This is a genomic window from Burkholderia sp. LMU1-1-1.1, assembly GCF_040675865.1.
GTDB lineage: Bacteria > Pseudomonadota > Gammaproteobacteria > Burkholderiales > Burkholderiaceae_D > Rugamonas.
The window spans coordinates 148365-174467 of the sequence record NZ_JBEGHG010000078.1 but is presented as its reverse complement, the minus strand read 5'-3'; the positions used below and the strand labels follow the sequence as shown (position 1 = coordinate 174467).

At 56.3% G+C, this 26103-nt stretch carries 30 protein-coding genes; 20 read left to right on the top strand and 10 right to left on the bottom strand.

The annotated features are described in order from the left end of the window. The first annotated feature begins 123 nt into the window (after positions 1 to 123). Both MRBLMU1_RS30410 and MRBLMU1_RS30405 read left to right on the top strand, forming a co-directional pair. Positions 124 to 510 carry a hypothetical protein gene (locus tag MRBLMU1_RS30410; RefSeq protein WP_363509932.1) on the top strand — a complete coding sequence of 129 codons (387 nt, stop codon included), beginning with the start codon at positions 124 to 126 and terminating at the stop codon, positions 508 to 510. A gap of 35 nt (positions 511 to 545) precedes the next feature. Continuing rightward, positions 546 to 1127, top strand: a complete 582-nt coding sequence (locus MRBLMU1_RS30405) for a hypothetical protein (protein WP_363509930.1) — start codon at positions 546 to 548, stop codon at positions 1125 to 1127. A gap of 781 nt (positions 1128 to 1908) precedes the next feature. On the opposite strand, the gene MRBLMU1_RS30400 is transcribed toward MRBLMU1_RS30405, so the two are convergent. Beyond that, entirely contained in the window at positions 1909 to 2817 is a 909-nt protein-coding gene (locus MRBLMU1_RS30400; protein ID WP_363509928.1) for a DUF4435 domain-containing protein, read from the bottom strand. Next, positions 2807 to 4423 (bottom strand): AAA family ATPase, encoded by a 1617-nt coding sequence (locus MRBLMU1_RS30395; protein ID WP_363509926.1) that lies wholly within the window; start codon positions 4421 to 4423, stop codon positions 2807 to 2809. The genes MRBLMU1_RS30400 and MRBLMU1_RS30395 overlap by 11 nt, the downstream gene beginning before the upstream one ends. Positions 4424 to 4432: 9 nt before the next feature. On the opposite strand from MRBLMU1_RS30395, the gene MRBLMU1_RS30390 reads away from it, so the two are divergent. The 3 genes from MRBLMU1_RS30390 (at position 4433) to MRBLMU1_RS30380 (ending at position 6577) form a co-directional block, all read left to right on the top strand. Then, positions 4433 to 4789 (top strand): recombinase family protein, encoded by a 357-nt coding sequence (locus MRBLMU1_RS30390; protein ID WP_363509924.1) that lies wholly within the window; start codon positions 4433 to 4435, stop codon positions 4787 to 4789. A 2-nt stretch (positions 4790 to 4791) separates the two neighbouring features. After that, positions 4792 to 4893, top strand: a complete 102-nt coding sequence (locus tag MRBLMU1_RS30385) for a helix-turn-helix domain-containing protein (RefSeq protein WP_363509922.1) — start codon at positions 4792 to 4794, stop codon at positions 4891 to 4893. Between the two features lie 64 nt (positions 4894 to 4957). After that, positions 4958 to 6577 (top strand): hypothetical protein, encoded by a 1620-nt coding sequence (locus tag MRBLMU1_RS30380; protein WP_363509920.1) that lies wholly within the window; start codon positions 4958 to 4960, stop codon positions 6575 to 6577. Positions 6578 to 8038: 1461 nt separating this feature from the next. Here the strand turns inward: MRBLMU1_RS30380 and MRBLMU1_RS30375 are convergent. After that, positions 8039 to 8599: a hypothetical protein gene (locus tag MRBLMU1_RS30375; protein ID WP_363509918.1), complete on the bottom strand. Its 561-nt coding sequence runs from the start codon at positions 8597 to 8599 to the stop codon at positions 8039 to 8041. Positions 8600 to 8601: 2 nt separating this feature from the next. Continuing rightward, on the bottom strand, positions 8602 to 9987 hold the full coding sequence (locus MRBLMU1_RS30370; RefSeq protein WP_363509916.1) for a hypothetical protein: 1386 nt from the start codon (positions 9985 to 9987) through the stop codon (positions 8602 to 8604). Positions 9988 to 10487: 500 nt separating this feature from the next. Here MRBLMU1_RS30370 and MRBLMU1_RS30365 point away from each other — a divergent pair, with 500 nt between their 5' ends. The 10 genes from MRBLMU1_RS30365 to MRBLMU1_RS30320 all read left to right on the top strand — a co-directional run bounded on the left by MRBLMU1_RS30365 (position 10488) and on the right by MRBLMU1_RS30320 (position 17276). After that, positions 10488 to 11144 (top strand): recombinase family protein, encoded by a 657-nt coding sequence (locus MRBLMU1_RS30365; RefSeq protein WP_363509914.1) that lies wholly within the window; start codon positions 10488 to 10490, stop codon positions 11142 to 11144. 400 nt (positions 11145 to 11544) lie between these two features. Beyond that, a complete protein-coding gene (locus tag MRBLMU1_RS30360) occupies positions 11545 to 12528 on the top strand; it encodes a hypothetical protein (RefSeq protein ID WP_363509912.1) in 984 nt (327 codons plus the stop codon). A gap of 242 nt (positions 12529 to 12770) precedes the next feature. Further along, positions 12771 to 12956, top strand: a complete 186-nt coding sequence (locus tag MRBLMU1_RS30355; RefSeq protein WP_363509910.1) for a hypothetical protein — start codon at positions 12771 to 12773, stop codon at positions 12954 to 12956. 753 nt (positions 12957 to 13709) lie between these two features. Continuing rightward, positions 13710 to 13775, top strand: coding sequence for a hypothetical protein (locus MRBLMU1_RS30350; RefSeq protein ID WP_363510261.1), 66 nt, complete (start codon positions 13710 to 13712; stop codon positions 13773 to 13775). A gap of 341 nt (positions 13776 to 14116) precedes the next feature. After that, positions 14117 to 14533, top strand: coding sequence for a PAAR domain-containing protein (locus MRBLMU1_RS30345; protein ID WP_363509908.1), 417 nt, complete (start codon positions 14117 to 14119; stop codon positions 14531 to 14533). Next, positions 14530 to 15024, top strand: coding sequence for a DUF4123 domain-containing protein (locus MRBLMU1_RS30340; RefSeq protein WP_363509906.1), 495 nt, complete (start codon positions 14530 to 14532; stop codon positions 15022 to 15024). Before MRBLMU1_RS30345 ends, MRBLMU1_RS30340 begins: the two co-directional genes overlap by 4 nt. 1 nt (position 15025) lies before the next feature. Continuing rightward, positions 15026 to 15373 carry a hypothetical protein gene (locus MRBLMU1_RS30335; RefSeq protein ID WP_363509904.1) on the top strand — a complete coding sequence of 116 codons (348 nt, stop codon included), beginning with the start codon at positions 15026 to 15028 and terminating at the stop codon, positions 15371 to 15373. Further along, positions 15373 to 15975 carry a restriction endonuclease fold toxin 5 domain-containing protein gene (locus MRBLMU1_RS30330; RefSeq protein ID WP_363509902.1) on the top strand — a complete coding sequence of 201 codons (603 nt, stop codon included), beginning with the start codon at positions 15373 to 15375 and terminating at the stop codon, positions 15973 to 15975. The genes MRBLMU1_RS30335 and MRBLMU1_RS30330 overlap by 1 nt, the downstream gene beginning before the upstream one ends. After that, complete coding sequence (locus MRBLMU1_RS30325) at positions 15972 to 16724, top strand: immunity 52 family protein (RefSeq protein WP_363509900.1); 753 nt, start codon at positions 15972 to 15974, stop codon at positions 16722 to 16724. Before MRBLMU1_RS30330 ends, MRBLMU1_RS30325 begins: the two co-directional genes overlap by 4 nt. 9 nt (positions 16725 to 16733) lie before the next feature. Then, positions 16734 to 17276, top strand: a complete 543-nt coding sequence (locus tag MRBLMU1_RS30320; RefSeq protein ID WP_363509898.1) for a serine/threonine protein kinase — start codon at positions 16734 to 16736, stop codon at positions 17274 to 17276. A 173-nt stretch (positions 17277 to 17449) separates the two neighbouring features. On the opposite strand, the gene MRBLMU1_RS30315 is transcribed toward MRBLMU1_RS30320, so the two are convergent. From MRBLMU1_RS30315 to MRBLMU1_RS30305, 3 genes are read right to left on the bottom strand one after another with little or no spacing between them, the layout of a single operon-like run. Continuing rightward, complete coding sequence (locus MRBLMU1_RS30315) at positions 17450 to 17680, bottom strand: hypothetical protein (protein ID WP_363509896.1); 231 nt, start codon at positions 17678 to 17680, stop codon at positions 17450 to 17452. Between the two features lie 15 nt (positions 17681 to 17695). Next, entirely contained in the window at positions 17696 to 18427 is a 732-nt protein-coding gene (locus MRBLMU1_RS30310; RefSeq protein ID WP_363509894.1) for a hypothetical protein, read from the bottom strand. 19 nt (positions 18428 to 18446) lie between these two features. Next, positions 18447 to 19556, bottom strand: a complete 1110-nt coding sequence (locus MRBLMU1_RS30305; RefSeq protein ID WP_363509892.1) for a hypothetical protein — start codon at positions 19554 to 19556, stop codon at positions 18447 to 18449. A 119-nt stretch (positions 19557 to 19675) separates the two neighbouring features. Between MRBLMU1_RS30305 and MRBLMU1_RS30300 the strand changes: the two genes are divergently transcribed. Next, the gene (locus tag MRBLMU1_RS30300) at positions 19676 to 19981 is read left to right on the top strand and encodes a helix-turn-helix domain-containing protein (RefSeq protein WP_363509890.1); all 306 of its coding nucleotides are present in this window, start codon (positions 19676 to 19678) and stop codon (positions 19979 to 19981) included. A gap of 294 nt (positions 19982 to 20275) precedes the next feature. Here MRBLMU1_RS30300 and MRBLMU1_RS30295 read toward each other — a convergent pair whose 3' ends face one another. After that, complete coding sequence (locus tag MRBLMU1_RS30295; protein ID WP_363509888.1) at positions 20276 to 20470, bottom strand: hypothetical protein; 195 nt, start codon at positions 20468 to 20470, stop codon at positions 20276 to 20278. A gap of 189 nt (positions 20471 to 20659) precedes the next feature. On the opposite strand from MRBLMU1_RS30295, the gene MRBLMU1_RS30290 reads away from it, so the two are divergent. The 4 genes from MRBLMU1_RS30290 to MRBLMU1_RS30275 all read left to right on the top strand — a co-directional run bounded on the left by MRBLMU1_RS30290 (position 20660) and on the right by MRBLMU1_RS30275 (position 23018). After that, entirely contained in the window at positions 20660 to 21166 is a 507-nt protein-coding gene (locus MRBLMU1_RS30290) for a hypothetical protein (protein WP_363509886.1), read from the top strand. 138 nt (positions 21167 to 21304) lie between these two features. Beyond that, the gene (locus MRBLMU1_RS30285) at positions 21305 to 22021 is read left to right on the top strand and encodes a choice-of-anchor J family PEP-CTERM protein (protein ID WP_363509884.1); all 717 of its coding nucleotides are present in this window, start codon (positions 21305 to 21307) and stop codon (positions 22019 to 22021) included. A 61-nt stretch (positions 22022 to 22082) separates the two neighbouring features. Continuing rightward, positions 22083 to 22406: a hypothetical protein gene (locus MRBLMU1_RS30280; protein ID WP_363509882.1), complete on the top strand. Its 324-nt coding sequence runs from the start codon at positions 22083 to 22085 to the stop codon at positions 22404 to 22406. Between the two features lie 99 nt (positions 22407 to 22505). Further along, on the top strand, positions 22506 to 23018 hold the full coding sequence (locus MRBLMU1_RS30275) for a glycine zipper 2TM domain-containing protein (protein ID WP_363509880.1): 513 nt from the start codon (positions 22506 to 22508) through the stop codon (positions 23016 to 23018). A gap of 48 nt (positions 23019 to 23066) precedes the next feature. On the opposite strand, the gene MRBLMU1_RS30270 is transcribed toward MRBLMU1_RS30275, so the two are convergent. Together MRBLMU1_RS30270 and MRBLMU1_RS30265 are read right to left on the bottom strand one after the other, a co-directional pair. Beyond that, positions 23067 to 24611, bottom strand: a complete 1545-nt coding sequence (locus tag MRBLMU1_RS30270) for a S10 family peptidase (RefSeq protein WP_363509878.1) — start codon at positions 24609 to 24611, stop codon at positions 23067 to 23069. Positions 24612 to 24732: 121 nt separating this feature from the next. Then, positions 24733 to 26064: a BNR repeat-containing protein gene (locus MRBLMU1_RS30265; protein WP_363509876.1), complete on the bottom strand. Its 1332-nt coding sequence runs from the start codon at positions 26062 to 26064 to the stop codon at positions 24733 to 24735. Between the last annotated feature and the right edge of the window lie 39 nt (positions 26065 to 26103).

Genomic DNA, 26103 nt, shown 5'->3' with positions numbered 1-26103 from the left:
GGTGGAAATGATCCCCGCACATCCCCGCAAGCCCTGCAACAACGAAAATCTGACGGTCGAATTGCTGGTGGCCGGCCAGAATAGAGATCAAAACCGATTCAAAATTATCCTTACGGAGAATGTATGGCCATTTGTACGAAACCTGCGCCACAGAGCGCACAAATCGAAGTATCCGCCGACGGCGTCCGCGCCATCCCAACCGACATCGGCATCAAGCTGGTACGTGACCTGTTTGAAGGCATCGGCGTTGATCGCCTGCGTGAAGATCGCTACTTCATGAATTTGTCTTTCGAGGATGTCAGCGAGCTGGTAGATGATGAACTCACCGAGGCCGTCGCGGTCGGCCTCGACTATCTGGCTGCTGAGCCTGCCAACGAGCGCTCTGCTGTGAAGGCTGCGCTGGTAGCGCGTGTAGAAGCTCAACTCGGTGATCTGAACGAACGCCTCCACTTCCGCGTAGGCGCCTACCACAGCAAGGCGTGCCCGAAGCCGGCGATGCCTGCCGCCTAGTCGTCGCAGGACCTTGCTCAACCCGCGAACCGCGCATGAAGGTGCCCGGTTCGCTTTTTATTTTGGTGGTGAAGATGAAGAAACCCAAAGCACCCCGAGTACCGGTCCTTGAGGCCGCATTCGAGATCAACTTGGCCAAGATCCTGCGCGCCGCAAAGGCGTCTAGCAGCTCCCTGGTGACATTGGACGACGGCGAGGTGCGCACCGTCGTGGCGCTGACCGAAACGCGCCTGGCGGTCCATCTGGGCGGCCGGGTGTGGATGGCGGATATCGTGGCCGTTCCCTGTCTGAATGACCGGGTACGCCCGCTCCTCAAGTGCCCTCGCGCGCATGAGGGGAATTTTCAATCGCTTTACTTCCGTGGCGGCGAGCTGGCTTGCCGGCATTGTCATGCGCTTCGGTATCGGAGCACGCTCGCGTCGTCAGCGGCGGACCGCGCCCGACTTGCTCGGCTAAAGCTTGTAGACCGTATGGGCGGACTTCCAGGAAACGCAATACCCGAGCGGCTACCCAAGGGTTGGCGCGTCCGATACCGGCGCCTGGCGGGCCGCTTATCGACCCTGACGAGCCTGCATCACGATCAAATGCGCCATTGGTTGAACCGTGACCGGTCTTGAGCGATGCGGCTGGCTCGGCGCACGCGGATCGACCGCATCACCCGATACGATTGCCATAGAAATCGCACTGCGCCGTACTCGCCGCACTGGTGTGGGTGTTTGCCCGTCGCAAGCTTGCAGCCAAGGGCATGCGCTGCATGCATGGCGCCGCAGAGGAGAGCGCGCGCCTTGCTCGGCTCAAGCTTTTAGACCGCATGGGAGAAATTACTGGCGGCGCTATACCGTTGGCTTGGCAAGCACGCTAGAAGCGCGTGGCGCGCCGCTTGGGTGTTCTGACGGCGGTCCACCATGGCGAAATGGGTCGGTGGCTGGAGTCTAGCCATATTGAGCGAGCGGGCTGATGCTGGTCAAGATTACTGACGGCATCACTAACGCGAGTGATCGTCGATGCACAACGGCTACCTCGGCCTGGCCACCGATTAGGTAGCCCAGCGGGCACTGCTGCGGCCTCGACGCCCATGCGTCATAGTCATGTTCGTCAGAAGCGGGAGCGGAGCCTATGTAGAGCGCGTGGGGCTAACCCGATCATGCTGCTAGGCCGGGTCAACAGCAACGATGTTGGGAAGCACCGCGCCGGGCTGACGTATCGCTGACAACACGTTACCTTCGGCACGCGAAGATCTACTATGCCCATCCGCAATCATCTCCAAGTGCAGGACTGGAATTCAAGGCGCTCTACTATTTGGCCGCAGACTTTGCCGTGGTTATTGGAATCACCGTGTACAGCCGGCGCGCGCCGATGTCTCCGGGACCAAACGATTCCTAGTGGAAATATGAATCGTCACGCCACTTTTCTGATGAATTCTGGCAGTCCCGGCGGAAGGGGTGACTTAGTCGCCATCATTCCACACGTAATGGCTTGCGTGTTCACTCTTATATTTTTTCCGAGGTGAGCAAACCATTTAGATTGCTCAGATTTTCGATCAGCGGCTAATAACTCAATCCACTTCATCATAAAAGCCATCGCAAATTTTCCCCGATGCCTAAGTTTAGCATCCAAACCGTCAAATTCCCCTTGCAATTTGTCAATTTCCTCTTCCTTAGGCTCTCTCTCTAGCGGGATAAATTCGGCGCACCGCAATCCGGTCAACGAAACGCTGTCAAGCGTCACCGTGATGAAATCAGACATTTTTTTTGAGATGCCGCCGACAACCTGAATGTCCAGTTTTCTTGCCATAAATATCCGCATATTTACATCACGCATACAAGTAAGAAATTCCATATAGAGACGGTTAAATTCCGTTTCCAAAGCTTGTCGCAGTTCCGGCTGCGCATGGCATTCCAAGTCGTTCTTCAATAACTCTTGCAAAACTTCAGTTTCGACTAGATAATTTTCCACAGAATATGCATCCGTCATAAAAATTCTTTCACACCGCGCATTCCCCTGCAATTCATCGAAATCCCTGTCCACAGCAAACAGAATCCCTTTTGATAAATTGTTTCGATCTGCATCAACCGCTCTTTTTAGCTCTAGGACTTTCTTCTTCCCGCCGCACGGAAACGGCTCGTACTTAAACCCAGGATCAATCCTATTAATCCATTGCGAATAAATCCATTTATCTTCCCTTCCTTCAAATGCCAATATCAACTTATCTTTAACGGAGGCACGCAGTTTAGCCAAGCTCATCTTAAGAACTGCTCTGCTTTCCTTAGCCTGTATCATATTATGAAGGTAAACGTCACTCATCATTGTACTCTTCGTCATTCGATTCAGGACTAGACTTAAACGCTATTTCTATCGATTTAGCGTACGGCTCCAATTCGTTATCGAAAACAAATGGTGAATGTGTAATCGCAATAAGCTGAGAACAGGAGGGAGCAACTAATATGTCTTTTAAAATTCGACGCTGCCATTCTAGCGACAACGAAAGCTCCGGCTCGTCTATTAAAACAATTTTTTCACCTTCGTAGAGGTATAGGCGGGCGAAAAGAGAAATCATTTGTTTCTCACCCGAAGAGAGCGCGTCAACAGAAACGTCTCGATTTCTAATTAAGCTGCGGACGCGAACTTGTAGCGTCCTCTTGTCAAGATGAAGATATTTAGAATCGGGAATAGACGATGGCCCGTGCAAACTGTTCTCGAGCAATTGACCGTCGTCCTCCTGTAGATAGGAATTGCAGTTGCTGACAAATTCCTCAACCATCTTTTCGGTATCGCGTGTCGCGTCGACCACTTTATTGAGCTTACCTAAAAAGTATTGTAGGAATTTATTAACCTCCTCTGAGCTGCCGCCATCATTGTAAATTTTGTCGATATCTGGAATGATGACGTCGTCGTAATGAGAATAACGGCGATTTTCTTTATCTCTTAGACGCGAAAAGAAAACGTTCAAAGACTCTTTATCAGGACGTTGCGACTCACGAAGGTCTTCACGTTCAAAAGTGCCGTCGACCAGCTCACTTATTATATTTGCACTTATCTCACGGTAACCAATGTTGGAAGCCGACTGTACCTTATTGTTCAGCTCTGCAAGTCTACTAGTAATATCGCCGAGACCAAAATATATATCACTGCTAAATAGTGCGCGTCTTGGAAGCCCTAGCTTAGATTGGATACTTGCCTCTTTACGGGAAGGATCGCGCGGGCGAGATTCTTTATTGGAAATCGATAACTCAATACGACGATAGGTGGGCAGATAAACAATCTCAACGTTATTCAGCGCGATTGATATCTTATCAGATAAATTCGACAAAAAAGGAAGGTCTTTGCGCCTCGAGGCCAGCAAACGGTCACAAATTTTCCGGGCCTCCATCCTGTTGTAAGACATTTTTTGATAAACTGTATAGAAAATATCGGACGACGAAGGCTCTATAACTATTTGATTGCGAACTTTTTCATAGTCGCCCAAGAGATAATCCGAAAAATCGACGGGATCAATACCAAATCTTTGGGCAAATGCGCTTAATTCGGAATTAGGGTCAACCTGAGAAAGTGGGGTTAACGCTTCCTTATCCAGCTCTAAAATCTCATTCAGACCGCGCAATTTGCACGTTATCTTTGAAAATTGAATGTCTGTCAGTCGGTGAAACTCTCTCCGCAAAAATGCATTCAACGCAGCCAGCAACGTAGTTTTTCCTGAGCCGTTTTTCGCGATTAGAACGGTTGCCGCGTAAGTAGAGCTAAGCGTGAGAGTGCGATAACCATACAACTCTTCGATCTCAAACCTTTCTATTAACGCCGGCCGACCCGCTGCTTCCGCTGCCGCGCCTAGTTGCACCTGTTCTTCAGTAATTGTCATTTTGCAACTTTCCGTGAGTTTAGTCATTGCCGTCAGTCTATCTTGGCTGTCGGCCAAGTGTATACCTTGCATTTTACTTACCCTCATGCAGCGCAGCGCAAAGAGTTCGGCAAGATGCTTAGTAAGTTCAGGGTGGCGGATACGCTAGTGGTCTCGAAGCTTGATCGCCTCGGCCGCGATGCTCCTGACGTGCTGGCGACGATCAAGTCATTGGCGGCACTGCATGTCGAGGTTACGGTGCTCCAGCTCGGGAAGCTCGACCTGACTTCGCCGGCCGGCAAGCTGATGCTGGCAATGTTAGCCGCCGTAGCAGAGATGGAGCGCGACCTGATTGTCGAGCGCACTCAGGCCGGGCTTGCCAGGGCTAAGGCTGAAGGAAGACGCTGGGCAGGCCTGCGAAAACGACGCCTGAGCAGCGCGTAGCGATGGCTGAGGGGTATGCGGCGAAGCAGAGCGTTAGCGCCTTGGCGCGGCAGTATGGCATTTCCAGGTCGACAGTCTTGAGTATAGTTCAGCCGCAGCATTAAAAGATTCTTGCCTAGTGGAATTGCGAGTATTCTGTAGTCTACCAAATAGCGCAAAAGGCAACCTGTGGATGTCAGACTCAACAAAACAATAAGTACTGTTCGCTCTTGGAAGGACCTCGAGCAACTGGAAAATAACATAAGGGCAAAGGGAAAGATGACACCTGACGTCGTCGATGCGATCAAAGTACAATTTACAAGCTTGGGAGTGGATTACATTATCCGGGAGACAGGTGTAGTCCTGAACGAGCTTACGCCAGCGGAGCGCGCAATCGTATTTGCGATCGGGGAGTATGCAGCCGTAATGAAGCGGCAGGGGAAAACGCCAAATCGCACATTACCTCAAATCCGTTCGCGCGGTTTAATCGACGCTGCTGAAGTTTCTGTCTCGAAGAGCAAGCCGACCCAAGGCTACCAAGTTTTGGAGGAAGCGGATCTTGAGGATCTATCGTATGAAAGCATCATTCTGGAACATCCAGATGAGTTCTCCCCCAGAGCCACTTGGTATGCGCGTCGCACGCTCGGCCTAGCGAACATCAGTGACAGGCCTCCAGCGCCGACTTATAGCGATGTAAATACGCGCACAGCCAAATTGATCACTTGGCTCAAAGAGAGAACCTTTCAAGCCGGTGGACGAATCCCCCCGTTTTCCAATGCCGATGCCGCTACAGCGATTGGCCTCGGAACGCTGCAAAAATATGGGCGAGTCCATGGGAACATCCAGTCGCGTATCGATTTCGCCTGCTATCTTTGTGATTTACCTCCGCTGGGATGTGCAGCGGTGACTCCGTTCGATAAAGCCTGGTCCCAGGAGGGCCGCGCCTGGGCTTACCCGATTCCCGAGCTTCAGCAAGCAGCGCAAGGCCGTACATGGTCTCCTGATGAATTTGACCGCGTTCAGTCCGCTGTTGCAAAGCTGCCTGGCATTGCTCATCTGCCTTGGCGCGACACTCTTAGGTCCCATGAGTATCGCATTCGCAATTGGGTCACGCGATGGGCGAAATCGATAACCGAACTACCGGGCGGCGAGCGGCATCTTCAACGACTTTCGGCAGAGACCTTATCACGAGCCACACCTGAGTTTGTTTGGGCTGCGGTGCAGCGATTCTTGAACGGCTATACCAGCGAACGTTTTGCTCCTTCAACTGACTTCGACCTTATCGCGGACGATCGATGTTTTCCGCCGAAAGCAGTATTTGGTCTGGCTTTATCCTTGGCGCTTGATGATCCAGATATCGGGCCAAAACATTTCTCCGGCGGAGAGGATTCGACCTGCTTCCGCCTGCTCCGGCAAGCCGACTACTTGGTTGTGCCGAAGGGCCACGCTATCGAGGCCAAGAGTCCTTCACGGCAAGACCAAGAGGAATGGCAAGAAGGCGGCGGTCATATGGTTCCGCATTGGCGTAAAGAGCGCGCAGCTGGTCTGGCAAAGGCGAAAAAGGCGCAGCATCGGCGCGTTCACGGGAAGCTCATCTGTGAACGATGCTACATGGACCCAGTGGAACATTACAAAACCGAAGATGCTGAATCTTGCATCGAGGTACACCATGCGAAAGTTCAAGTGCGCGAAATGGAAGCCGGCCATTTGACTACGCTTGAGGATTTGCAGTGCCTCTGCGCGAATTGTCATCGTCTGGTCCATAGACTAATGGCGCTAAACACGTCAGTCGAAACGAAAGCGGTTTAAGGCACTTTGGGGCACAGAAACGGCGTCTAGCAGGCGGCACATGCGATAGCTGAGTTGCTTGACCTAGCGGTTGGCTAGGAATACCGTCGACGCGGCTTTGGACAACAATGCAGAGGAGTTGATGAGGTGGGCCTGATCGGCCGACACTGCCTCGCTCCCGCCGTTAGCAAGTACAACAAAGCGATGCGCGGCAAGATGACTGCCTGGCGTTCGCGACGCTGAAACGCTCCTAATCGCTTGTATGGTCTGACCGGGAACGAAGAAGCGGTGCCATACGGGGCCGATCTGGGTACGGTCAACGACCTGATCAATGATTGGGCGCAACTCGCCGCTGAGGGATTGGCCTCTGGGTGTCGAATTTCGCGATCCCCGACAAGGGCTTCCAAGGCGAGCTTGCATATCAGCCTCGCCGTACGCTTCCATGCACCATCCGCAGTGGAGCGTGCGCGATTGGCACGGTTCAAACTCATAGACCGTATGGGGCGGCCCTCCACGCGACGGAATACGGGTTGGCTACCTCGTGCTTGGCGCACGCGCTATCTGCGCTTGGCGGGGCGCCTGGACGGGCTGTCGGGGATGCAGTGCAGTGAAGTGCCTCAGCGGTTGGAACGTGTGACCAGGAGCGGCTGGCTCGAGGCACGCGGCTCGGCCACATCACCCGGTGATACAAACCGCATTCGGCCTATGGCCAGTAACAGGTACGTAGCGTTTACCTGTCATCGCTCGCACAGCCGCCGCTGCCACGAACTGCTAAAGCGCAGCACGCTGCGGCGGCGGTAGAGCGCGCGCGGCTTGTCCCGCTCAATCTTGCGAAGCGAATGGGCGGGCTTCCAGGCGACGCGTTACCAGCCCGGTTACTTGGTGCTGGCGCGCGCGATACGGACACCTCGCCGCCCGACTGGTGCCCTTGACGGGCATTCATAAAGCTCATGTGCGTCAGGGGTTGGAACATGGCGGGTAGTGAGTGCGAGCGGTCGATCCGATAGGGGCTGCTCGACCGGGTGCACGACTACCATCGGTATCGCCCTGGCAAAGTTGCAAGCCAAGAGTGTTTCTACGTTTGTGCATTGCTAGCTTACGCGACCGCCCAATTCATGCGATGCGCATGAGGCGCTGCAGTGTCGGAGCGACTGCCGGTCCCTGCACAAGCTCTTGGGGGGCATGTGGTGCGATGAAGGATCTGCCCCACTCGTGCTTGGCGCGCTCGACACGGCGCTTGGAGAGTCGCGATGGCCGGCACCACGACAATCGATTCGCAATAACAGCTGTTTGTGTACTGCTTCCCTGCGTTACCATTTACCCGACATGATGAAGTGCGAGGCTAGCGTCCGAGGTGCGTCAGGCTAGCGAATGCAATTATGCGATTCTGCAACACATTGAAATAATAAAATCAAATATGACCGCAGGTCCTTGTGAGGACGCTGTAGACCTTTGCGATAAGATTCAATGTGTTCAGATCGATCACTGCGCGCACTGGCTCTTGTCGTACTGAATCAGCACGTTTAAGGTCGAACTTTCAATAGATCTCCCTTCCAGTTGATATCCACAAGGCACTCTAAGCTTGCGTTGCGCTCCCGCTCCCGACATTTGAAGCCATAACGTATGCTCTTCATTAGCCGGCAAGCTCCCGCCAACATTCGGTTCGCGGCGAGGCGACATTGAGTCGCCGGGTTTTTGAGATCGTACTATTCTGATATATGTTTCACCTGACTTTTCCTTTGGTGAATCCTGCCTCGTTACTGTTATAGTCGCGTTGCTGCCCGAGTGATTTCCAAATAGTATCTGCTCGTTACCCGACCGAATACTTACGTTTGTGCCAGCTGCGCCGGATAAAATTAGCTGCAATTTTACCATATCTGCGTGCAAATCCGCCTGCCCCTTTATCAGCTCAACTTTGGCACGGTTCAGTTCTTCATCGGTTTTAGTTGTTGATTTTTGTAATTCTCGAAATTCACTTATTGGCGCACAGCCATTAATAATAAACAAAACAACTAAAATCGCGGAGATTAGACGTGGTTTCATCGTCAAGCTTTCCAGTTCAGCGTCAAATCCGGGTTAGGGGATTTCGGCAATGGCTCACAGACAAAACCGATTATTTGCATTCCTGCGCACTCTATGCCCGCTGCGGTGCGCACGAAATCGTGAGTTTTTCTATCCGTACTCCTGCTGTAGTTGCCCTTAACTGAAAAAGGCCCCCAACCCACACTCCCACTGGCAGACATCTGAGTTGCCACATGTGAATTTTCTTCGCTGGTCAAATCTATCCCGACTTTGAGATTTCTGGCAACGATGAGGGCAGTGGGATACATCCCCATTTCGCCTTTAGGCGGCATAGTTCCCTCACTGAGAACCAAATTGGAAATTTGGGGATCGAATTTCCATCCTCTATCCCAGAATACAGTTGGGTCCCACCAGCTCCTGCGGATAGGCACGCGAATTAACTCAACGTCAAACGTGGACAATTGTCCATCGCTCTTAAAATGTTGTTTTTGTTCGGCGTAAGAGGCGCTAGCGCTTAGGCTCCACATACCGAACGATGTCCCACCTCCTCCACCATAATTCGTTGTGCTGCTTTCATCCACCGTATGCAGTTCCTCATGAGACATGCTGAACTTCGTCCAGGAACTTGCGTGCGCTTCATCCCAAAATGCGGACGGAAAATATTTTGTGAAGTAGAACTCCTGACCTTCCGAGGTCTGTTGAACCCCAGCACGAAGCATTTCCAGCATATGGCTCCACCGTTCGCCCGTTCCCCTACCAAGCTCTTCAATGGTATTAATTGCAGCTTCAATTTGTATTTTCCCACCAGCGATCCAACGCTTGTATTTTGCTTCCACCTGTTTCTTTAGCACAGGTCCCTGTGAAAACCATTTTGCTTGAGCGCTTAGATCTGTCGGGCGCTGAAGAAAATCCGCCTGCAAACTCTTATAACTCATCAAGGCGTTAAGATAATCTTGTTGGCGATCTTGATAGGCTTCATATAGTGGCGTGTCCGCAGGAACTTGCTTAGTCCCTCCGGTCGTCAGATCGATAGCATCAACCAGTCGCGTTAGTGATTGCTGGGCAACCAAGAGCCTTTTCTTTTCGTCATCCGATAGTTCAACGACCGGCCGTATTGACTCATTTAGTACCCTCGAGTAATAGCTCTCAACCTTTCTATTACTAGGCTGCCAACGCCCCGAATTAGGGGGGACAGAATTTACCAAACTGGAAAAGTCAGCAGCAACATCCATCTTCGCTAGATCAATAAAACTAAAGTCGAGGTCTTCTTTCTCTATCGGAATGCCTGGGAGCGTGAATGACGCAATTGCGCCCCGATTGGCATCGATTCCATTTATATCATCTGTACCAACGACGACAGCGTAAATTTTATCGAGGAGAGAAAGCATCAAATCTTTATCGGTCGCCACGTCAACCTCCTTATTTAATTTTAGATGTAAAATTAATAACAATATGATAGTCTGATTATTACCTCGTTTTGTCAAGTAAACTTAGAATTTTTTCATGTCATATCAACAAATTCTGACATAGCGTTGTTCCTCTCATACATTCGCCATCGACAAAAGCTCGATTCCGAGTCAATGACGTCGAAGACGCCCCTCGTGCAACAGCTTTAGACCACCTGTGCTGGTGTGTTAAAAAATAGTGCTTACAGATATCGACACGCTGATTATCGTTATTTCGTTTTGAGCATTTCGAGAGCGCGGCACGACGGTATGTGGGTGCACCCGGGTTTGGCCATAAGAGGCAATATGTCGCGCTCATCTCTAAGCAGGCACCAGCCTATCAAAGGGCTTGCCCCACTGATCGGCAGGCAACGGTGAAATAAATCGATCAGTAGGGTTGTAAACGAGTCCGATAGTCAGCATTATCAATGCATCTTAATCCTATTAATAAACGGAATGCGAACATGACCATCTACGGATATGCCCGAACCTCAACCTTCGACCAGCAGTACGGGCTTGCTGACCAAGTCGAGCAGTTGAAGCGTGCCGGGTGCGATAAGATCGTCTCGGAACAGGTTAGCGCCACGGACATGGCTGGGCGCGCCCAATGGGCGACGATGATGAAGGAGCTGGAGCGCGGCGATGTTGTGACGATCACCAAGATCGACCGCGCAGCCCGCAATATCGCCGACATGGTCAACATCACCAAGCAACTGGCCGAAATCGGCGCGTCGATCCGCATCCTCGACATGAACATCGACACGACTACGGCCACGGGCACGCTGATGCTGAATATCTTCGCCAGCGTGGCACAGTTTGAACGCGACCAGATGCTGGTGCGCCAGCGTATCGGTATCGAGGCGGCAAAGGCCAAGGACAAGACATTGCCACTTGAACAGCGGACCTACAAAGGCGCGGCGCCCACGGCTCGCGCAAAGGCCGCAGAGGTGCACGCGCTGCTCGCAGCGGGCCGCAGCAAGGAGCAGGTAGCCAAGGCGTTGAACATCGGGGTCGCAAGCGTGTACCGCATCGTTCAGGCCAAGCGGAAAGAGGCGCAGAATGGTGTGCACGTGCTGACAGCACAACCGCATGAGGCGGTCACCCGTGCATCGACGGATTGAGTCCGAGGGCGGCGGTGGCGTGAGGTGGGGCAAGCCTACCGGCAGGGGGCGCACATCGCATCCATTCCCGGCGGCGAGGGTCAAATAGTCGGTCGAATAGCTAGGCGCCTGACACGATGTTGACATCACCCTCACGCGGCTTGGCCGACTACCGTATGTTCAAATCTCCCTTTCGCCGCGTGATGCGCACGCCTCCGCTGATCTCGACGGCTGACGCCTCGAAGGACGCCGCACCAAGTAAACCGCCAGACCATCTTGGCGGCATCGTACAGTCACTCCTCATGCGTTTTGATGACATATTGCTCAAGCTGGACCGTATCGAAGCAAAGGTCAATTTGCTTCCCCATGCAATGCGTGTCCCGCCGTGTAGTGACGATACGGTTCGGAATCAACGGCGTAAATGACGATGTTTCCTGGGTACAAACCCGTTCCCACGGAGAATTTTCTGCAAGAAAAGGAACGATTCCAGGACACCGGTCAGGCTTCCGCTATCGGCTGGAAACCGACAATCCGATCTGTGAAACAATCTGTTCTGAGACATAATTCCCACAACCGTATTCGCCCCTGCGGTATCGGCAGTTCTTTCATGTTAGCAATCAGAATTTCTGTCAAGATAATAGCAAATCGATATATGATGCATGCTAAGTTGCAATTGTTTTTTTACCATACGGGAGCGAGGATGTTTAAAGGACGAGGCAAGCTGATCAACCGAGCGGCTGCTCTAACAATATTTGCAGGCGTACTAGTGGGCTGTTCCGATCCACATAAGTTCGAGATCGCAAAGCTGACTGAGGAACAGAAGCAAGAGGTAGGTAAGAAGCTCACTGCCGAGGAAGGGCAGAAGCTTACTGGCTATATCATGCGAACTTCATTTGCAAGTAAGGAACTGCCCGCAGGCGTCACGGTTGGCCAAGCGATCAAAGACCAAGAGCTGTGGATCGAGAACCAGAAGGCTGAGGCCGCAAAGGCAGAAGAGCTAAAGAAGAAGGTTGAGGCCGAGCGTAAGGCCAAGCAGGAAGCCTTCGCCAAAATGCTATCCGTAGCACTCGTCGAGAAGCGCAACAACCTCGGCGAATACGACCAGCGCATGGTTATGCTCGACTTAGCCTATGAGAACAAAAGCGACAAGGATATTGCCGGCGTGAAAGGCATTCTTCATCTTAACGATATGTTCGGCGATAAAATCATAAACATACGTTGGTCATCCGACGGGGGTATTGGTGCTAAACAAACTGCCGTGGAGCGGGGAAGTGGCATCAAAATTAATCAATTCATGGATGACCATATGAAGCTTTGGAGTACGGACCAAGCCAAGATAAAAGCCAACTACGAGGTGCAGACTATCGTGTTTAAGGACGGCACTCGTCTCGACGCACCGGAGTAATAACCCGCGCTCAGGTACACGCATCCGTCAAGATAACTTCGATCATTGCATGTTGGGATCGAGACTTCCATGACCACGAAAGCACCGCACGAAGGTTCGTCGCCGATCCCGCTCGCATCGTGATCGATGATGACGTTGATCATGACTGCCAGGCCGCCTTTTGCGATAGATAGGGGAAGTTATCAAGGCGAGTCTGTCGACCACTTCGGCCTCTCTGATGCGGTTATCGAGCGCAACGAGATATGCGCGTCAAGATGATTGCCGGCGTGCGCCAAGCTGAGACCTTCCTGACCCGCCCGTCTGGCCTGACCCGCAACGAGTACGTCCTGTTGTACGCGGCCGCCAACAACGCCGATCTGGTCGACGTCAACGCCTTGTTGTGCCGCCCTACGCCGCCGGGAAGGTCGGCGGGTTGCCGCCGTTCGTGACCGCTGACCAAGGGGGGGGGAGGCAAAGGGCCACTCCCGCCTGCTCGCTCGCACCGGTCGATCCGTCAAAATTTTTCGCGCACAGATTATAAAAAAAATTTGCCGCGTTCGGTCGAATTGGTCGCGTCCTCGACAATGTTATTTTTGGCGGGTACCCGTCGCCGATCCGAACGGCTCGACGTAGACATCGGCAAGGCCAAAGCGTCCATCTGCCGGGCTGGCTATTTCAAATTATATGGGCCTGATCGACCGCTACGGCCTCGTTGGGCGGCGAGCAAGCCGCTCCAGTAAATGGCTTATACTTCTCCTACATTCAAACCCGGAGAACACCGTGTACGATCGATTAGCACACGCATGTGACGAAATGAAGAATGCAGTGATACGGGCGATTCTGGTAATGGCTTTGTTTCAAACAGCCGCTGTCGCCTGCGCCCTGGTCTGGTTTAGGTGAGCCGACGCTAGAAGCTGCTGCCTCGCCTTGCATAGCGCCTCCTTTTAAGGGGGCAGCCGAAGGCTCCCCGGGCCTACACGCAGCACACCGGTCGGTCCCTCAAAGTTTTTCGCGCATAAAATATGAAAAATTTTCTGGTGCCGCACTGGGTCGAATTGACATCGATGCCTTGAAGGCATTGCTGTTGGCCAGCGAGCGCCTCCTGCAAGAGCGTGACGAGCGATTGGCTGGCATGGCCGAACAACTGAACACGCGCCGTCGAGATCGAGCATCTCAAATCGCAGATCGCCAAACCGCGATGCATGCAGTTCGGTCGCAAGTCGGAAAAGTTCGGCCACCAGATCGAGAAGTTGGAGCTATCCACTTGAGGACTGCAAGCCGACGAGGCCAAGGCGGCGCGCGAGATGCCGGGCTTCGATCAGGCGCCACGCAAGAAGTCGGTGTGCCGGCCATCGCCCGAGCATCTACCGCGTGACGAGAAGGTGTATGCGCCGACGGAGTTTACTTTTCCGGCGTGTGGTGGCGGCCTGCGGCGTATGCAGAAGGTGATGTGATAATTGGTGAGCCTTTGCATTCAGGCAAGATGGTATCCTAGTTCGCAGCCAGAGTGCGCCCACAAGCAGACGTTCATCGTGCGCACTATACAAATTTACCAAGAATGCTATAGTAGCAACATATTTCATCACAGCATCCTATACTGGAGCATTTTGTGGATAAACCCCTCATCGTCATGGGCGATAAGACCAGCCACGGTGGAACAGTCATCACCGCCGATCTCACCTTCGACATCAACGGTAAATATGTCGCGCGCGTCGGCGACATGACGGTATGCCCCAAGTGCAAAGGAACGTTTCCCATCACATCCGGGCCGAGCGACTTAGTGGACAGCGGCGGCAACGGATACGCGCGTCATATGGACTCAACCGCTTGCGGTGCGAAATTAATTTCGAGTCAAATCACCACGACTTGGTCGGACGAATCGTCAGCGGGGGATCCGGCCGCAGAAGACAAGTCCGAAGCGCTGGCGGCCGCCTCCACAATCGCGGCGCCCACCACATCGGGCATCTGTCTAGACTGCCTGCTCAAGGCGGCCGCCACCGGTAGCGCGACCGTGGTGCGCGATTGAAGGGGCCGCACGATGTGGTGGCGCGGCTCGCGCAGTTACATCAGAGCACGGACGCGCTACGCTTGTACGCGCTGGTCGATGGCGTGCAGTATCGAAAACGGCTCGGTGAGCCTTGCACCGCTGGGGAGGGTTGCTACTCCCTATTCACCGACACGCCGGACGAGGCCCTTGCACACGCCGGGCCTTGGCTGATCGATGCCGAGCACGTCGGCGCAACGCTGGTCGACGCGTTGGTGGCTCTGGAGCAAACGGCACCCGCAGTGAGCTGGCTAATTGCTGCGCAAACCCTTGAAGGCTTGGCGCAACTGCTGCAATTGAACCTCGACACCGAATTGCCGGACGGACGCACTGCGCTGCTACGCTTTTGGGACCCGCGTGTGCTGGCCACCTTGGCCGAGGTGCTGGCGCCCGGGCAGCGTGAAACGTTCTTTGGCCACGTTCATGAATGGCATCTGCTGCACCGTGGCCAGCGCACAAGGATCGGGAGATAACGTGCTCAAGCTCAGTAAATCCCAATGGGAGCAACTTCAGGCGCGCGACACGCACCAGTTCGTCGCTGCGGTACGCGACCAGTTCTTGGGCAACCGGCCCGAGATGGGCGAGCAGCCCGGCCGCGAGGCGGTACTGACGCGCATGCAGGCCGCCTATGACTACGCCGCAATCGCCGGCTTCACCAGCACGGCACACATCGTGCGTCTGATGTACTTGGCGGCCGACGCGCCATGCATCCATGACGATCCGCAGGTCGATCGATACCTGCGCAAACCAGGCGCGACACCGGAACAGCGGCTCGATGACCTTGATGCGGTCATCAAACACAATCTACAGGGAGATCATTGATGGGAGCTTTGGCGATACCGCTCATCGAAGGAGCCGCTGCGCGAATACTGACCGCGTTGGGCGTGGGCGCTGTCGGTGGCTTGGCGGCCGAGGCAAGGGAGCGGGCTCGCAAGCGCCAAGAGGAGGCCGATAAAGCCAAGTCCACACCCATCGCCCGCGCCGACGCCACAACTACGGAACGTAAGAAGTGCAAAGACTGCCCACCGGACAAAGGCATACCGTTCCAGCGCAACTTCAAAATACGCAAAGAATGGGTAGACTATCAGGCAAGGATTACCGGAATGCCCAATGGTCCCACATTCATCATGGAATGGGATTTCGCTGGCACTAAGTTCGATGGTTTCGTGTCAGGCGAGTGCTTGTTACAGGAAGCCAAAGCCGGGTACGACCAGTTCTTTAACATATGGGGGGAGTTCAATTACGACTTCCAAGAAAATATCTTTATAGACATGTTAGCGGAGGCCGTCGCCCAGAACGCCAAGGCAATTCCGAAGCCGCCCGTTCAGCTACGGTGGTACTTCCAGCAGCCTGTCTCCTACAGACATATGCAAAAGGTTCTGCTGGCGGCGACCCCACAAATTGAAGTGACATATCAACCATGAACCCTAATCTGAACCATCAGCTCGAAGTACGTTTCAAGACAGCCGAGGAAAATGGGGCCTCCTTTGACTACCTCCTGCGTCAGATACAGCAGTTTTTGCGCACGGCCTCCGAATTTGACCCGCTGCTCAAAGACACGGAATGGTTAATCGCCACCGGCGATAAAGAAACCTCCTCCCTCTACCCTGTGTTCGACGCGAACGGGCCAACGACAGCGGCGCTGGCTGTGTTGCGTGAGCGGGCCAAGAAAAACGACATCGTCAAGTCGTTGTCTCTGTGGAACGGCCAGGAAGATCGCGCCAAAGGCGCATCCATCGCCTGTATATTCGGACGCCAAGACGGCGTCGCAAGCAGCTTCAAACTATCCATACGATCACCCCGCGAGCAGATGCGGCTGGGAGGTTGGAGCCAGGTGGCCGAGGCGCTTGGCGCCGCAGCGAAAATCTTCGCTCCGATATATGGGGTGGTGGAAACGATGTATTACGACCCCGTCTTCAAGGACCGCCCTGGCGTCGGCTGGATGCTCTACCTACCCCAGTTACTCACTGCCCAACAAGTGCCAGAGGCGCGTGCATTAATGCCTGTCATGTTCACCGGTGAAAAGGGCAAGGACAAGCAGGTTGGCACGATCATTGTCAGCGTCACCGACGAACCGTTTACCGAAGATAACCCGGAACACGTCAAAATCGCAAACGCCATCGAAATCCGACTGGTCGATCAGGACTTGCTGCCCCGATATACCGACCTCTGAGAGCAGACGATGAGCGATAACGTGACCTGGATCGTGGACTTGGACGCCTCACTTCAGGACGCTCCAAAACTTGCCGAACAAGTGAAGGCATGGCTTATCGCGCAAGGCGTTGTATCAGCAACTCCATGCCAAGCGTCCGGTGCAGACCACCTGTTGAGCAGAGGGGCATCGGCCGCCGAGTGGGATGCCTATCCTCACATATCCCCAGTCTTGATGTGTGGCCTGGAAGTCACGACTCAGCGGCAAGTTTTTCACACAGGCGACAACGGCATTGACAGTATCCGCTGTCCAGATTGCGGCGTGAGCCACAATCCCGATGAACTGCCTTGGAGTGACGCGGTAGGTTCGTGGTTTGAAGACGACGCTAACCACTGCATGACGTGTCCAGACTGCGGCGCAAGCCGAAGCATAGTGGAGTGGGAGTTCCATCATCCTTGGGGCTTCGGCAATCTCGCGTTCGGGTTCTGGAATTGGCCGATCACCGACCGACTTATGGTCGAGATATCGGCCATAACCAGCCATCGTTGCCGCCTAGTTCACGAGCACATCTGATCCGCGCCCCTTGCATGTGAAACCCTGCGTTGAACGCGTCGGAAACGATCAAATATTCTTACCGAAAAACCCTAGAATGGTAATGCAGCGCAGCGACGACCTGTTGTCGACAACAACACGGCGGCGTCAAAGCGGAGCCACATTCAGCTCCGCCAGCGCCACGCGAACTCTTGTCAGTCATCAGACCTATGTAGCTTGTAGGCCAGAACACGGAGCAGCTTGCAACCCCAATCCCCGTCGAGGCCGTCGAGCGCATTGAGGCGCTTGATATGGTCGAACCGACGCGGGCCAGTGGCTATGCGCTGAAGAAGTTCCTCGCGCTCAATGGCTCGTTCTGCTGGCGTCGGAATTGGCGGGCCGATGTCACCTATGCGAGCAATCAGCTTTTTCAGGAATAGCTTCATTGGCAGGTCACCGCACTAAATGGGTTGGAGCAGCGTGGTGCGCTGCCGTGCCAGCCGATCGATCTTGCTCGCCTTTACCTCCGAGTACCCATCCGGCACCACGGCCGCCAAGACCGCTACAGCCTCGTCAAAACGCCCCAGTTGGCGCAGCAGCTCGCCGCGCGCTACCTGCTCCTTGGGATCGTGCTCAAGCAGCTCCACGAGCCTCTGCGCGTTCGCGCGGGCAATCTCTTCCGCAACGGCTGGCTGACGCATGGCGCTTGCCTCGCTGGCGGTCACGCGGAGGTGATCGTTCGACGCCCACCACAATCGCTGGCGCAGGTGTTTTTCGCGGTCGGCCACATCCGACGGCAACGCTGCCAGCGCTTCGATGAAGTCGTCGGCGCATTTGAGGCCGTCAATCTGCTCGGCGTTCCTAATGCCAGCGGGCAGCGAATCCCATACCCGCTCATCCCGTAGGCATCCACCACGGTCACCAGTAAGTCGATGCCACGCGCGGCTCATTGGGCCAATCGGACGGGGCCTGTGAGGCGCCCGCATGATCTCGTCGGCGTCGGCGAGCCAGACAATGCCCGTGCACACTGGGCAGCGTCCGACCGAACCGCTGGCATTCGCCCACCACTGACCGCTTTTCCCGTCTGACCACTCGGTTACGGTGTCAAAGAACAACGAAATCAGCGCGTAGCGCTTGAAGTACCCTGCGCATGCTGGGCATTGATGGATGATGGGGGGCGAGAAGCGGGTCATAGTAGCAGCAGTCGATTGCCTAAATTAAAAAATCTCGCGTTGCTGCCTTTGAGCGGTTGGCTCCCTTCCATAGAGGCCGAACGTTCGTGTGATGAAAAAGTGCGATGACTTCCGCCCCTGTAGCCGCGCTACTTAGCGGCACAATATGATCTAATTCCCACTCCCCATAATTCTCCCACCTCATCCCGTCGGCGAACTGCCGGGTGATATGATCTTTGAACTCGGCAATGGTGCAACCAAGGATTGCCTGAAGCTTTGTATCTTTTTTATGCTGGTGGTTTCTAAGTGTATTACGAAGCAGAGTTTTGGTATTCCATTTCAATTTGACGAGAGGCATTTCTTTGATGCTCGTCAGTAGCCGCTGGCGCACTTCCGGCCTGCAATTGTATTCGCGCATTTGAACAAGACGTCGTTCTCTAACATCGGGCCTGCGATTGCGCTCGGATTCATACACGATGCGATGCTGCCTGAACTCAGGATCGACTGCGTAGCGATCACGATTCCTCTTGCTTGAGCAAAGCGCACATTCACTATTGCCGACGTACCTCGGTCCTATATGACCGTTCTTGCAGACTTCACGCGAGTAATAGCGAGGCAAATTTTGGGCCAACGCTTCCTCACGAGAGACGAGTGGCCACTCAGGTAATGCAGGCTGCGCCGTCGCTCCATTGAGCGCACAGAATAAGTGTTCTTTCCTTTGTTCATTAGAACCAGAACGCTTTTGCCATTCGCAGGCGACACAGGCCCCACTGGCTACCCGGCGTAAATCGATATGCCCGTGCTTGCAGATCTCGCCGGTAAAGTACCGTTGGCTACCGCTGAGAACCGCCGCTTTCAGCGGCTTCAGCGAATAAATCTGCAATAACATCTCCAGCGTCGGCCACCCGCCCAATAAAGTCGGGGCCGCTACTAAACGCTCGTTTGCTTGATCAAGACCGCCATCGCCTGCCTTAACTTGTTTGACCCGTTGTCGTTGCCGCTTTGCATTGATGCGATGGCATTCGACACAGTGCTGACCAACGACGCGTCGTTCGGCGACGTGCCCGTTAGTGCAGGGAACTCCGGTAAAGAAGCGCTTCGCGCCAATTGCCGTTGCCTCCCATAACGAGACCAACTTTTTAGACGACATACACCCTCCACCTAAAGAAAGAAGATAACTCAATCAAATGACCAGCCTCCCTCAACTAAGGAATCCTTAGTGCGCGGTCAACAGAATACTCAGAACATCTTAGTCTTTTTGGGCTACGAATGTCTGTATTCGCCGAACGGCTGAAAGAGGCGCGCATGCGCGCAGGACTGTCACAAGAAAAGCTGGGCGTGCTTGCTGGCATCGATGAGATGTCATCCAGTGCGAGGATGAACCAGTATGAGAAGGCGAAGCACGAACCAGATTTTTCCATGGTGGCGAGAATAGCCAAGGTGCTGGACGTGCCGGAGTCCTATTTCTATGCAGTCGATGACGAGGCCGCATGGCTGCTGGTCGTTTTCCATCGTCTGCCCTACCAGGCACGTCAACAGGTGCTTCAGGCTATACGTACGATGGTCGGCGATTAGGCAAAACTGCTGCAACTACCGCTGGTACAGCGCGCTCATGCTACACTCTCGGCACTGCGTTGGGATGAGACAGCCTGAGCAACATTTTGATTTGACGGTATTTTTGGCGGTACGCTACTGGGCAGCAAAGCAGCTAGGCCAGAATGGATGCGGGATGCAGAGCATTATTCGATTCCGGCTCCCGGCACCATGAATACGAATTAAGTACGAATTACACCGCACCAAACGACAAAACCCGCATCGCCATCGGCGCTGCGGGTTTTTTGTTTGTATGGCGCTAGCGCGCCAGGGCCGTCACTGGTGGCGGCGGAGGGCGTCGCTCTTGCGTCGGGTCTCCGGATAGGCCAGCACGCGGCGGATCGCTTCGGTGGGGACCTTATACGTTTGCATATACGCCCACGCGATCGCGCTCCCCTGCGACTCGGCCAACCAAATTCCATGTTCCACCGCCGCGCTCAGCGAAGCGTTGTGTCGTTGTTCTGTTTGCATGTGCTCTCTCCCAATGGACACGCAAGTTATCATAAAAATAAAAAGAGTGTCGCATGCGAATTAAAGTACCCGCTATTATACTGTATAAAAAAACAATTTCCCCATGGGAGCCGCCAAACCTTCGTTAGGCCCCGAACAGACGCCGCCCCGCTTCCCTTTTACGCTGAGCTTTTTAACTCGGGAGCAGTCATGGGCTTTGACCTCGGAAACTTATTGCAGCAGTTCGCGGGACATCCAACCGCAACCGATCCGGAAGGCGTCGCGCAGGCGTTCTCGCACGTTGTCGGCGATACGCCGCGCTCTTCCATCGCGCAGGGATTGGCGTCGGCGTTTTTGTCGAACGAGACGCCGCCTTTCGGCCAACTGGTCAGCCAATTATTCGTGCGCAGCGATCCGCAGTTGCAGGCGGGCTTGCTGAACCAATTGCTTGACGACGTCAGCCCGGCGATGTTGACCGCCCTCGCCGGCAGCGTCGGCGAACTGTTCACCGCCAACGGCCACGCGACACTGACACCCGCACAGGTCGCGGAAATCACCCCGCCACAAGTGGCCGAAATCGCCACCACCGCGCAACAGCACAACCCGGGCGTCGTCGAGCGCGTCGCGACCTTTTTTGCGGACCACCCGCAACTGCTCAATTCGCTGGACAGTGCCAGCTTGAAGGTCGCGCTGGGCAAAATGGCTCAGTTGCACTAACGGGCGCTGCCGCGACGACGAAGCAGGAATTAAACTACGGCCGGGTTGTTTTGAGTTTAATGCCAATAAATTAAGCATGCTATTTTGACCATGACGGTGGGCGTCCGCTCGCCGTTTTCCACATTACTGGAGGTTAAGATGGCTGTTCCGTTCAAATCCGCTTTGATTTCGGCTTGCGCGTTGGCGTTGTCCTTGGGCCTGAGTACCGGCGCCTCGGCCGATCCGTTGACCGAAAACTTCGACACCGGCCTGCCCGCAGGCTGGACCGTCAACAACCTGAGCCAACCGCCCGGCACGCTAGGCTGGTTCCAGGGCAACGAGTTCGTCTTTGAAGCGCACCAGGGCGCCCCGAACTCCTACCTCGCCGCCAATTTTGAATCGGGCGCGGAGGTCTCCACCCTCAGCAACTGGCTGATACTGCCCACCTCCACCTACCGCAATGGCGACACGCTGTCCTTCTACAGCCGCACCGCCGCCTTTTCGGAATGGCCGGACCGGCTGGAAGTCCGCTTCAGCAACGTCGGCGGCACCGATGTCGGCACCACCGCGACCAGCGTGGGCACCTTCTCCACGCTTCTCATCAGCATCAATCCCACGCTGCAGGTGGGCGGCTATCCGGAAGACTGGACGCGCTACAGCGCCACCTTGAGCGGCCTGACGGGCCCGACCACCGGGGCGTTCGCGTTCCGCTACACGGTGACGGACGCCGGACTGTTCGGCGCCAATTCGAACTACATCGGTATCGACACGGTACAAATCACCGCCGCCGCCGTGCCAGAACCGGGCACGTACGTGATGATGGCGTTCGGGCTGGGCATGGTCGGCTACATGCGCAGGCGTCGGTCCCGCGCTTGAGCGGGTGCCTGTGGGGCGGGCGCGCCATCCGGCGGGTCCGCCTCCGGCGTAGAATGTCGCCATGGCTACCAAATCCCCGAAATCCCCCACCTTTCCCGGTCCGTTGACGGCGCGCGGCGCCGTGCTGGCGGTGCTGCTTTCCGAGAGCGACCAATCCGGCAACCCGCCGCTGCAGGGCCGCACCTCGCTGGCCGCCATCATCAAGAGCCTGAAGCGCAAATATCACTGGCCGGTCGAGGTGAGCAGCTTTCCGTCGAACGGCGCCGATGGCCGCGCCACCTGGGCCACCGTCTACAGCCTGCCGGCGGCCGTGGTGGAACGCGCGCTCGATCGGGGCGGACGCGAATGGCTGGAGCGCCGGACCGTCGCCAAAAACGCGCCGTAACATCTGCTTACTCTCGAAACACTTTCCACGTCACCCTATTTCCTCCCGGCCCCGTTATAGGGGCAAGCGCCACACATGGCGATATCTGGAGAGAAGAAAATGGAACATACCGTACCCAACCGCATGCACCCACTGCTGGCCGTCGCCGCGTTTTCCGTGACCCTCGTCAGCCTGGTCGGCGCCGCCTCCATTCTCGGCCTGCTGCCGTACTCGCAAGCGAAGGGCAGCGCGGCGCCGGAAATCAGCGCCGTCGCCACGCCGGCAATGCAGGCGAACCAGCCACTGACCGCGCAAGCGCAGGCGCCGCAACCACAGCCGCAGCCACGCCAGGTCGTCGAGCACCGCACGGTCGTGCATCATACGTATGCGCCGGCCCGCCAGGCCAGCCGCAATGACGATCGCACCGAGGTCGCGCAAGCGCCGGTGCAGCGCGCGCCGGCTCCGGCGCCGCAGAACAGCGCCGTGGGGATCGGCCTGGGCGCGGTGGTCGGTGGGCTGCTGGGCAACCAGGTGGGCGACGGCAAAGGCCGGACGCTGGCAACCATCGCCGGCGCGGTGGGCGGCGCCTACGCCGGCAACGAAATCGCCAAGCGCAATCAACAAGAACAGTAATCCAGGGTTCCTGGTCCGGCGCTATCACGCGCCGAACCAGGAACCGGTTTAGTACTTGGCCGGCGCGTTGGGCGCCGGTGTCGCTTGGCGGATGAAGTCGCGCAGATCGTCGTTGGCGCTCGCCAAATCCTCCGACCGCAAATACATCATGTGGCCGCTGCGGTAGCCCTCAAAGCGCAGGCGGTCCTTCATCTTGCCGCTCGGGTCCAGCTGCCACATCGTGTACTTGGCGTCGAAGTAGGTGCAGGCGCCGTCGTAGTAGCCCGACTGGATCATCACCTTCAGGTAGGGATTGGCGGCCATCGCCAGGCGCAGGTTCTCGCCGGTCTTCTCGTTCTTGAAATCCCATGGATGGACGTCGCCGAACAGGTTGTACTTGATGTCGGTCTTGTAGCCCAGATCCACGCGCAAATACTGGTTGATGGCCGGCGTGAACGAGTGCAGCCACGACGTCAGTTCGGCGTTGTAATCGACCTTGTCGCCCGAATCGGTCTTGTCGATACCGAGGTAGCGCGAGTCGAGCCGGCCGACGGTCTTGCCCTGCTTGCGCAGCAGCTCCTTCCAAAAACTGTCCACCGGCACCGACAGATTATTCTGCAGCACATAGGCTTCCGACAGGCCGGAGTAGCGCGCGAATTTGGCCGCGATCTGTGCCTTCTTCTGCGGATCGATAAAGCCGCCGCGCGCCGTCGCCGGCAGCAGCTCGTCGACGGTGAAGGCTTCGACCTCCGGCAGCAAATCCTTCAGGTCGCGCGCCTGCAGGTCGGCCGGCAGCACCTTTTGATACCACGCCGTGGCGGCGAAGTAAGGCAGCGCCAGCGCGTCGGCGACGATGCCGTCGCGCTTGAGGCCCAGTTCCGTCGGCGACACCAGCACCACGCCGTTCAAATACATCCACTGGGCGTTCTGCAATTCCAGCGCCAGGCCGGCCACGCGCGACGTGCCGTAGCTCTCCCCGATCAGGTACTTCGGCGACGTCCAGCGGCCCTCGCGCGAGACGAAGGTGCTGACCCACTCGGCCAGATACGCGATGTCGGCATTGACGCCGAAGAAGCGCGCGCGGTCGCTCTTGCCGTCCAATACGCGCGAGAAGCCGGTGTTGACCGGATCGATGAAGATGATGTCGGCGACGTCGAGGATCGAATGCGGGTTGTCGCGCACGCCGTAGGGTTGGGTCGGATAGCCTTCGGCGTCGAGGTTCAACACCTTGGGGCCGGTGTAGGCGACGTGCATCCACACCGACGCCGATCCCGGGCCGCCGTTAAACGACAGCACCAGCGGACGCTTGCTCTTGTCGGCGACGTCGGTGCGCTGATAGTAAGTGTAGAACAAGGTCGCGCTGACCTTGCCATCCTTGTCCCACACCGGCTGCGTGCCCGCCGTGACCTTGTACGGCACCGCCTTGCCCTTGATGGTGACGGTCGCGGTTTTGCTCACGCGCGAGTCGGCCTTGATGACGCGCTCGTTGGCCAGCAGATCGGCCGCGCGCTCCTTGCCCAGCGCCGGCGGGGACTGTGCTTTGTCGGTATCGTGGTCCTGGGCGCAGACGGCCGCGCTGATGGTCAGCAGCATTAGGGCAAGCTTGGATTTCATGGGCTACTCTTGACGTTAAAGAATCAATGGTAGTCCAATCAAATACCAACCGACAACAAAATACCTGCCACCGGCGGTACCGATTTGTCACGTATTGTTTCAATGAGGTTTCAATGCGGTTTCAGCGTGGCCGCCAGTCCAGCACCCGCACCGGCCGGGGCGGCACCGCCGCCTGTCCCTCGCCGTCGACCTGCTGCACGTCCTGCACGAACAGGCTGAGCACACCGTTGCGCCGCCACAACTCGGTATCGAAACTGGGCTCCCACGCGCCCACCGAGGCGGCCGTCAAATCGCTGACCTGCCACTTGCCGCCGACAAAATCGCTGATGCTGACCACCGACACCTTGCTGCCGCGCTCCTCGTCGCGGAACACCAGCAGGCCGCCCGGCTTGCCGTCGCCGGGACCGGAATCGACCATGATTTGCGGGCGCGCGATCGGGATGCGCTTGGTGCCCTGCCCGCTCAGCGAAAACGCCGTCTTGCGGAAATCGAGCGCGCGCGCCGTCCAGCCGGCGCCGCTGTGGAACACCACGTGGTACTGCGGCACCGCCGAGCCGGCGTCGCGCCAGTAGCTGGCGATGTAGGGGTTGCCGTCGCGGTCGGCCGCCATCGAGGTCTGGTTGATCAGCTCGCTGTTCTGCGGGATGCGCAGCGCGTACTCGGCGCTGTCCGCGCTGATCGGCAAGGTGTAGGGCCGGCCGTCCGATGTCTCCCACGTCACGCCGCCGTCGCGCGAGCGCGCGTAGGCCAGGTCGTGGTTGCTGGCCACATCCGGCGATTCGCGCCACACCCAGGACAGATGCAGGGTGCCTTTGTGGTCGAGGAAGGCTTGCCAGTAGGCGTTGCGCTTGCCTTCGCCGGTGATCAGGTTGGTGTGCAGCCGCGACCAGCGCCGCGCCGCCGCGTCGTAGCGGTTGATGACCAGGTCGCCCCGGCCGGAACCGCCGAGGCGGTAGAAGAACAGCAGGTTGCCGTCGGGTAGACGATAGAACTCCGGATACGACACCGATTCCTCGTCGGCGCCGACCATGGACAGCTTGGCGCCCAGCTCCAGCGAACCGGGCTTGACGCCGCGCGCATAGCGCAGCGCGTTGTTGTGGTGGTCCCAGGACACGTGCAGATAGCCGGCGCCGTCGAGCATCAGGCTGATGGCGTTGTGGGCGTCGGCGGCGTTGCCGCGATACGGCGTGCGTCGCGTGGTCCAGCGCGACGTGCCCAGCTTGCGCTTGCCCAGCACCAGGTAGCGCTCGGCGTCGTAATAGCCGACGTACTGCGTGTGCTGGTCCGAGACGAGCGAATTCTTGCGGAACACCACGGCGTTGACCGAATTATTGGCCCAGCCGGGTCCGACCACCGATTCCGTCGGCGCCTTGGCGGGATCGGCTGCGGCCACCGGCCCCGCGGCGGCGACACACGCCGCCAGCAACGCCGCCGGCAACAAGATTCTGTTCATTTTAACAATCCTCATTAACGCACGACAACCGCAACTTTA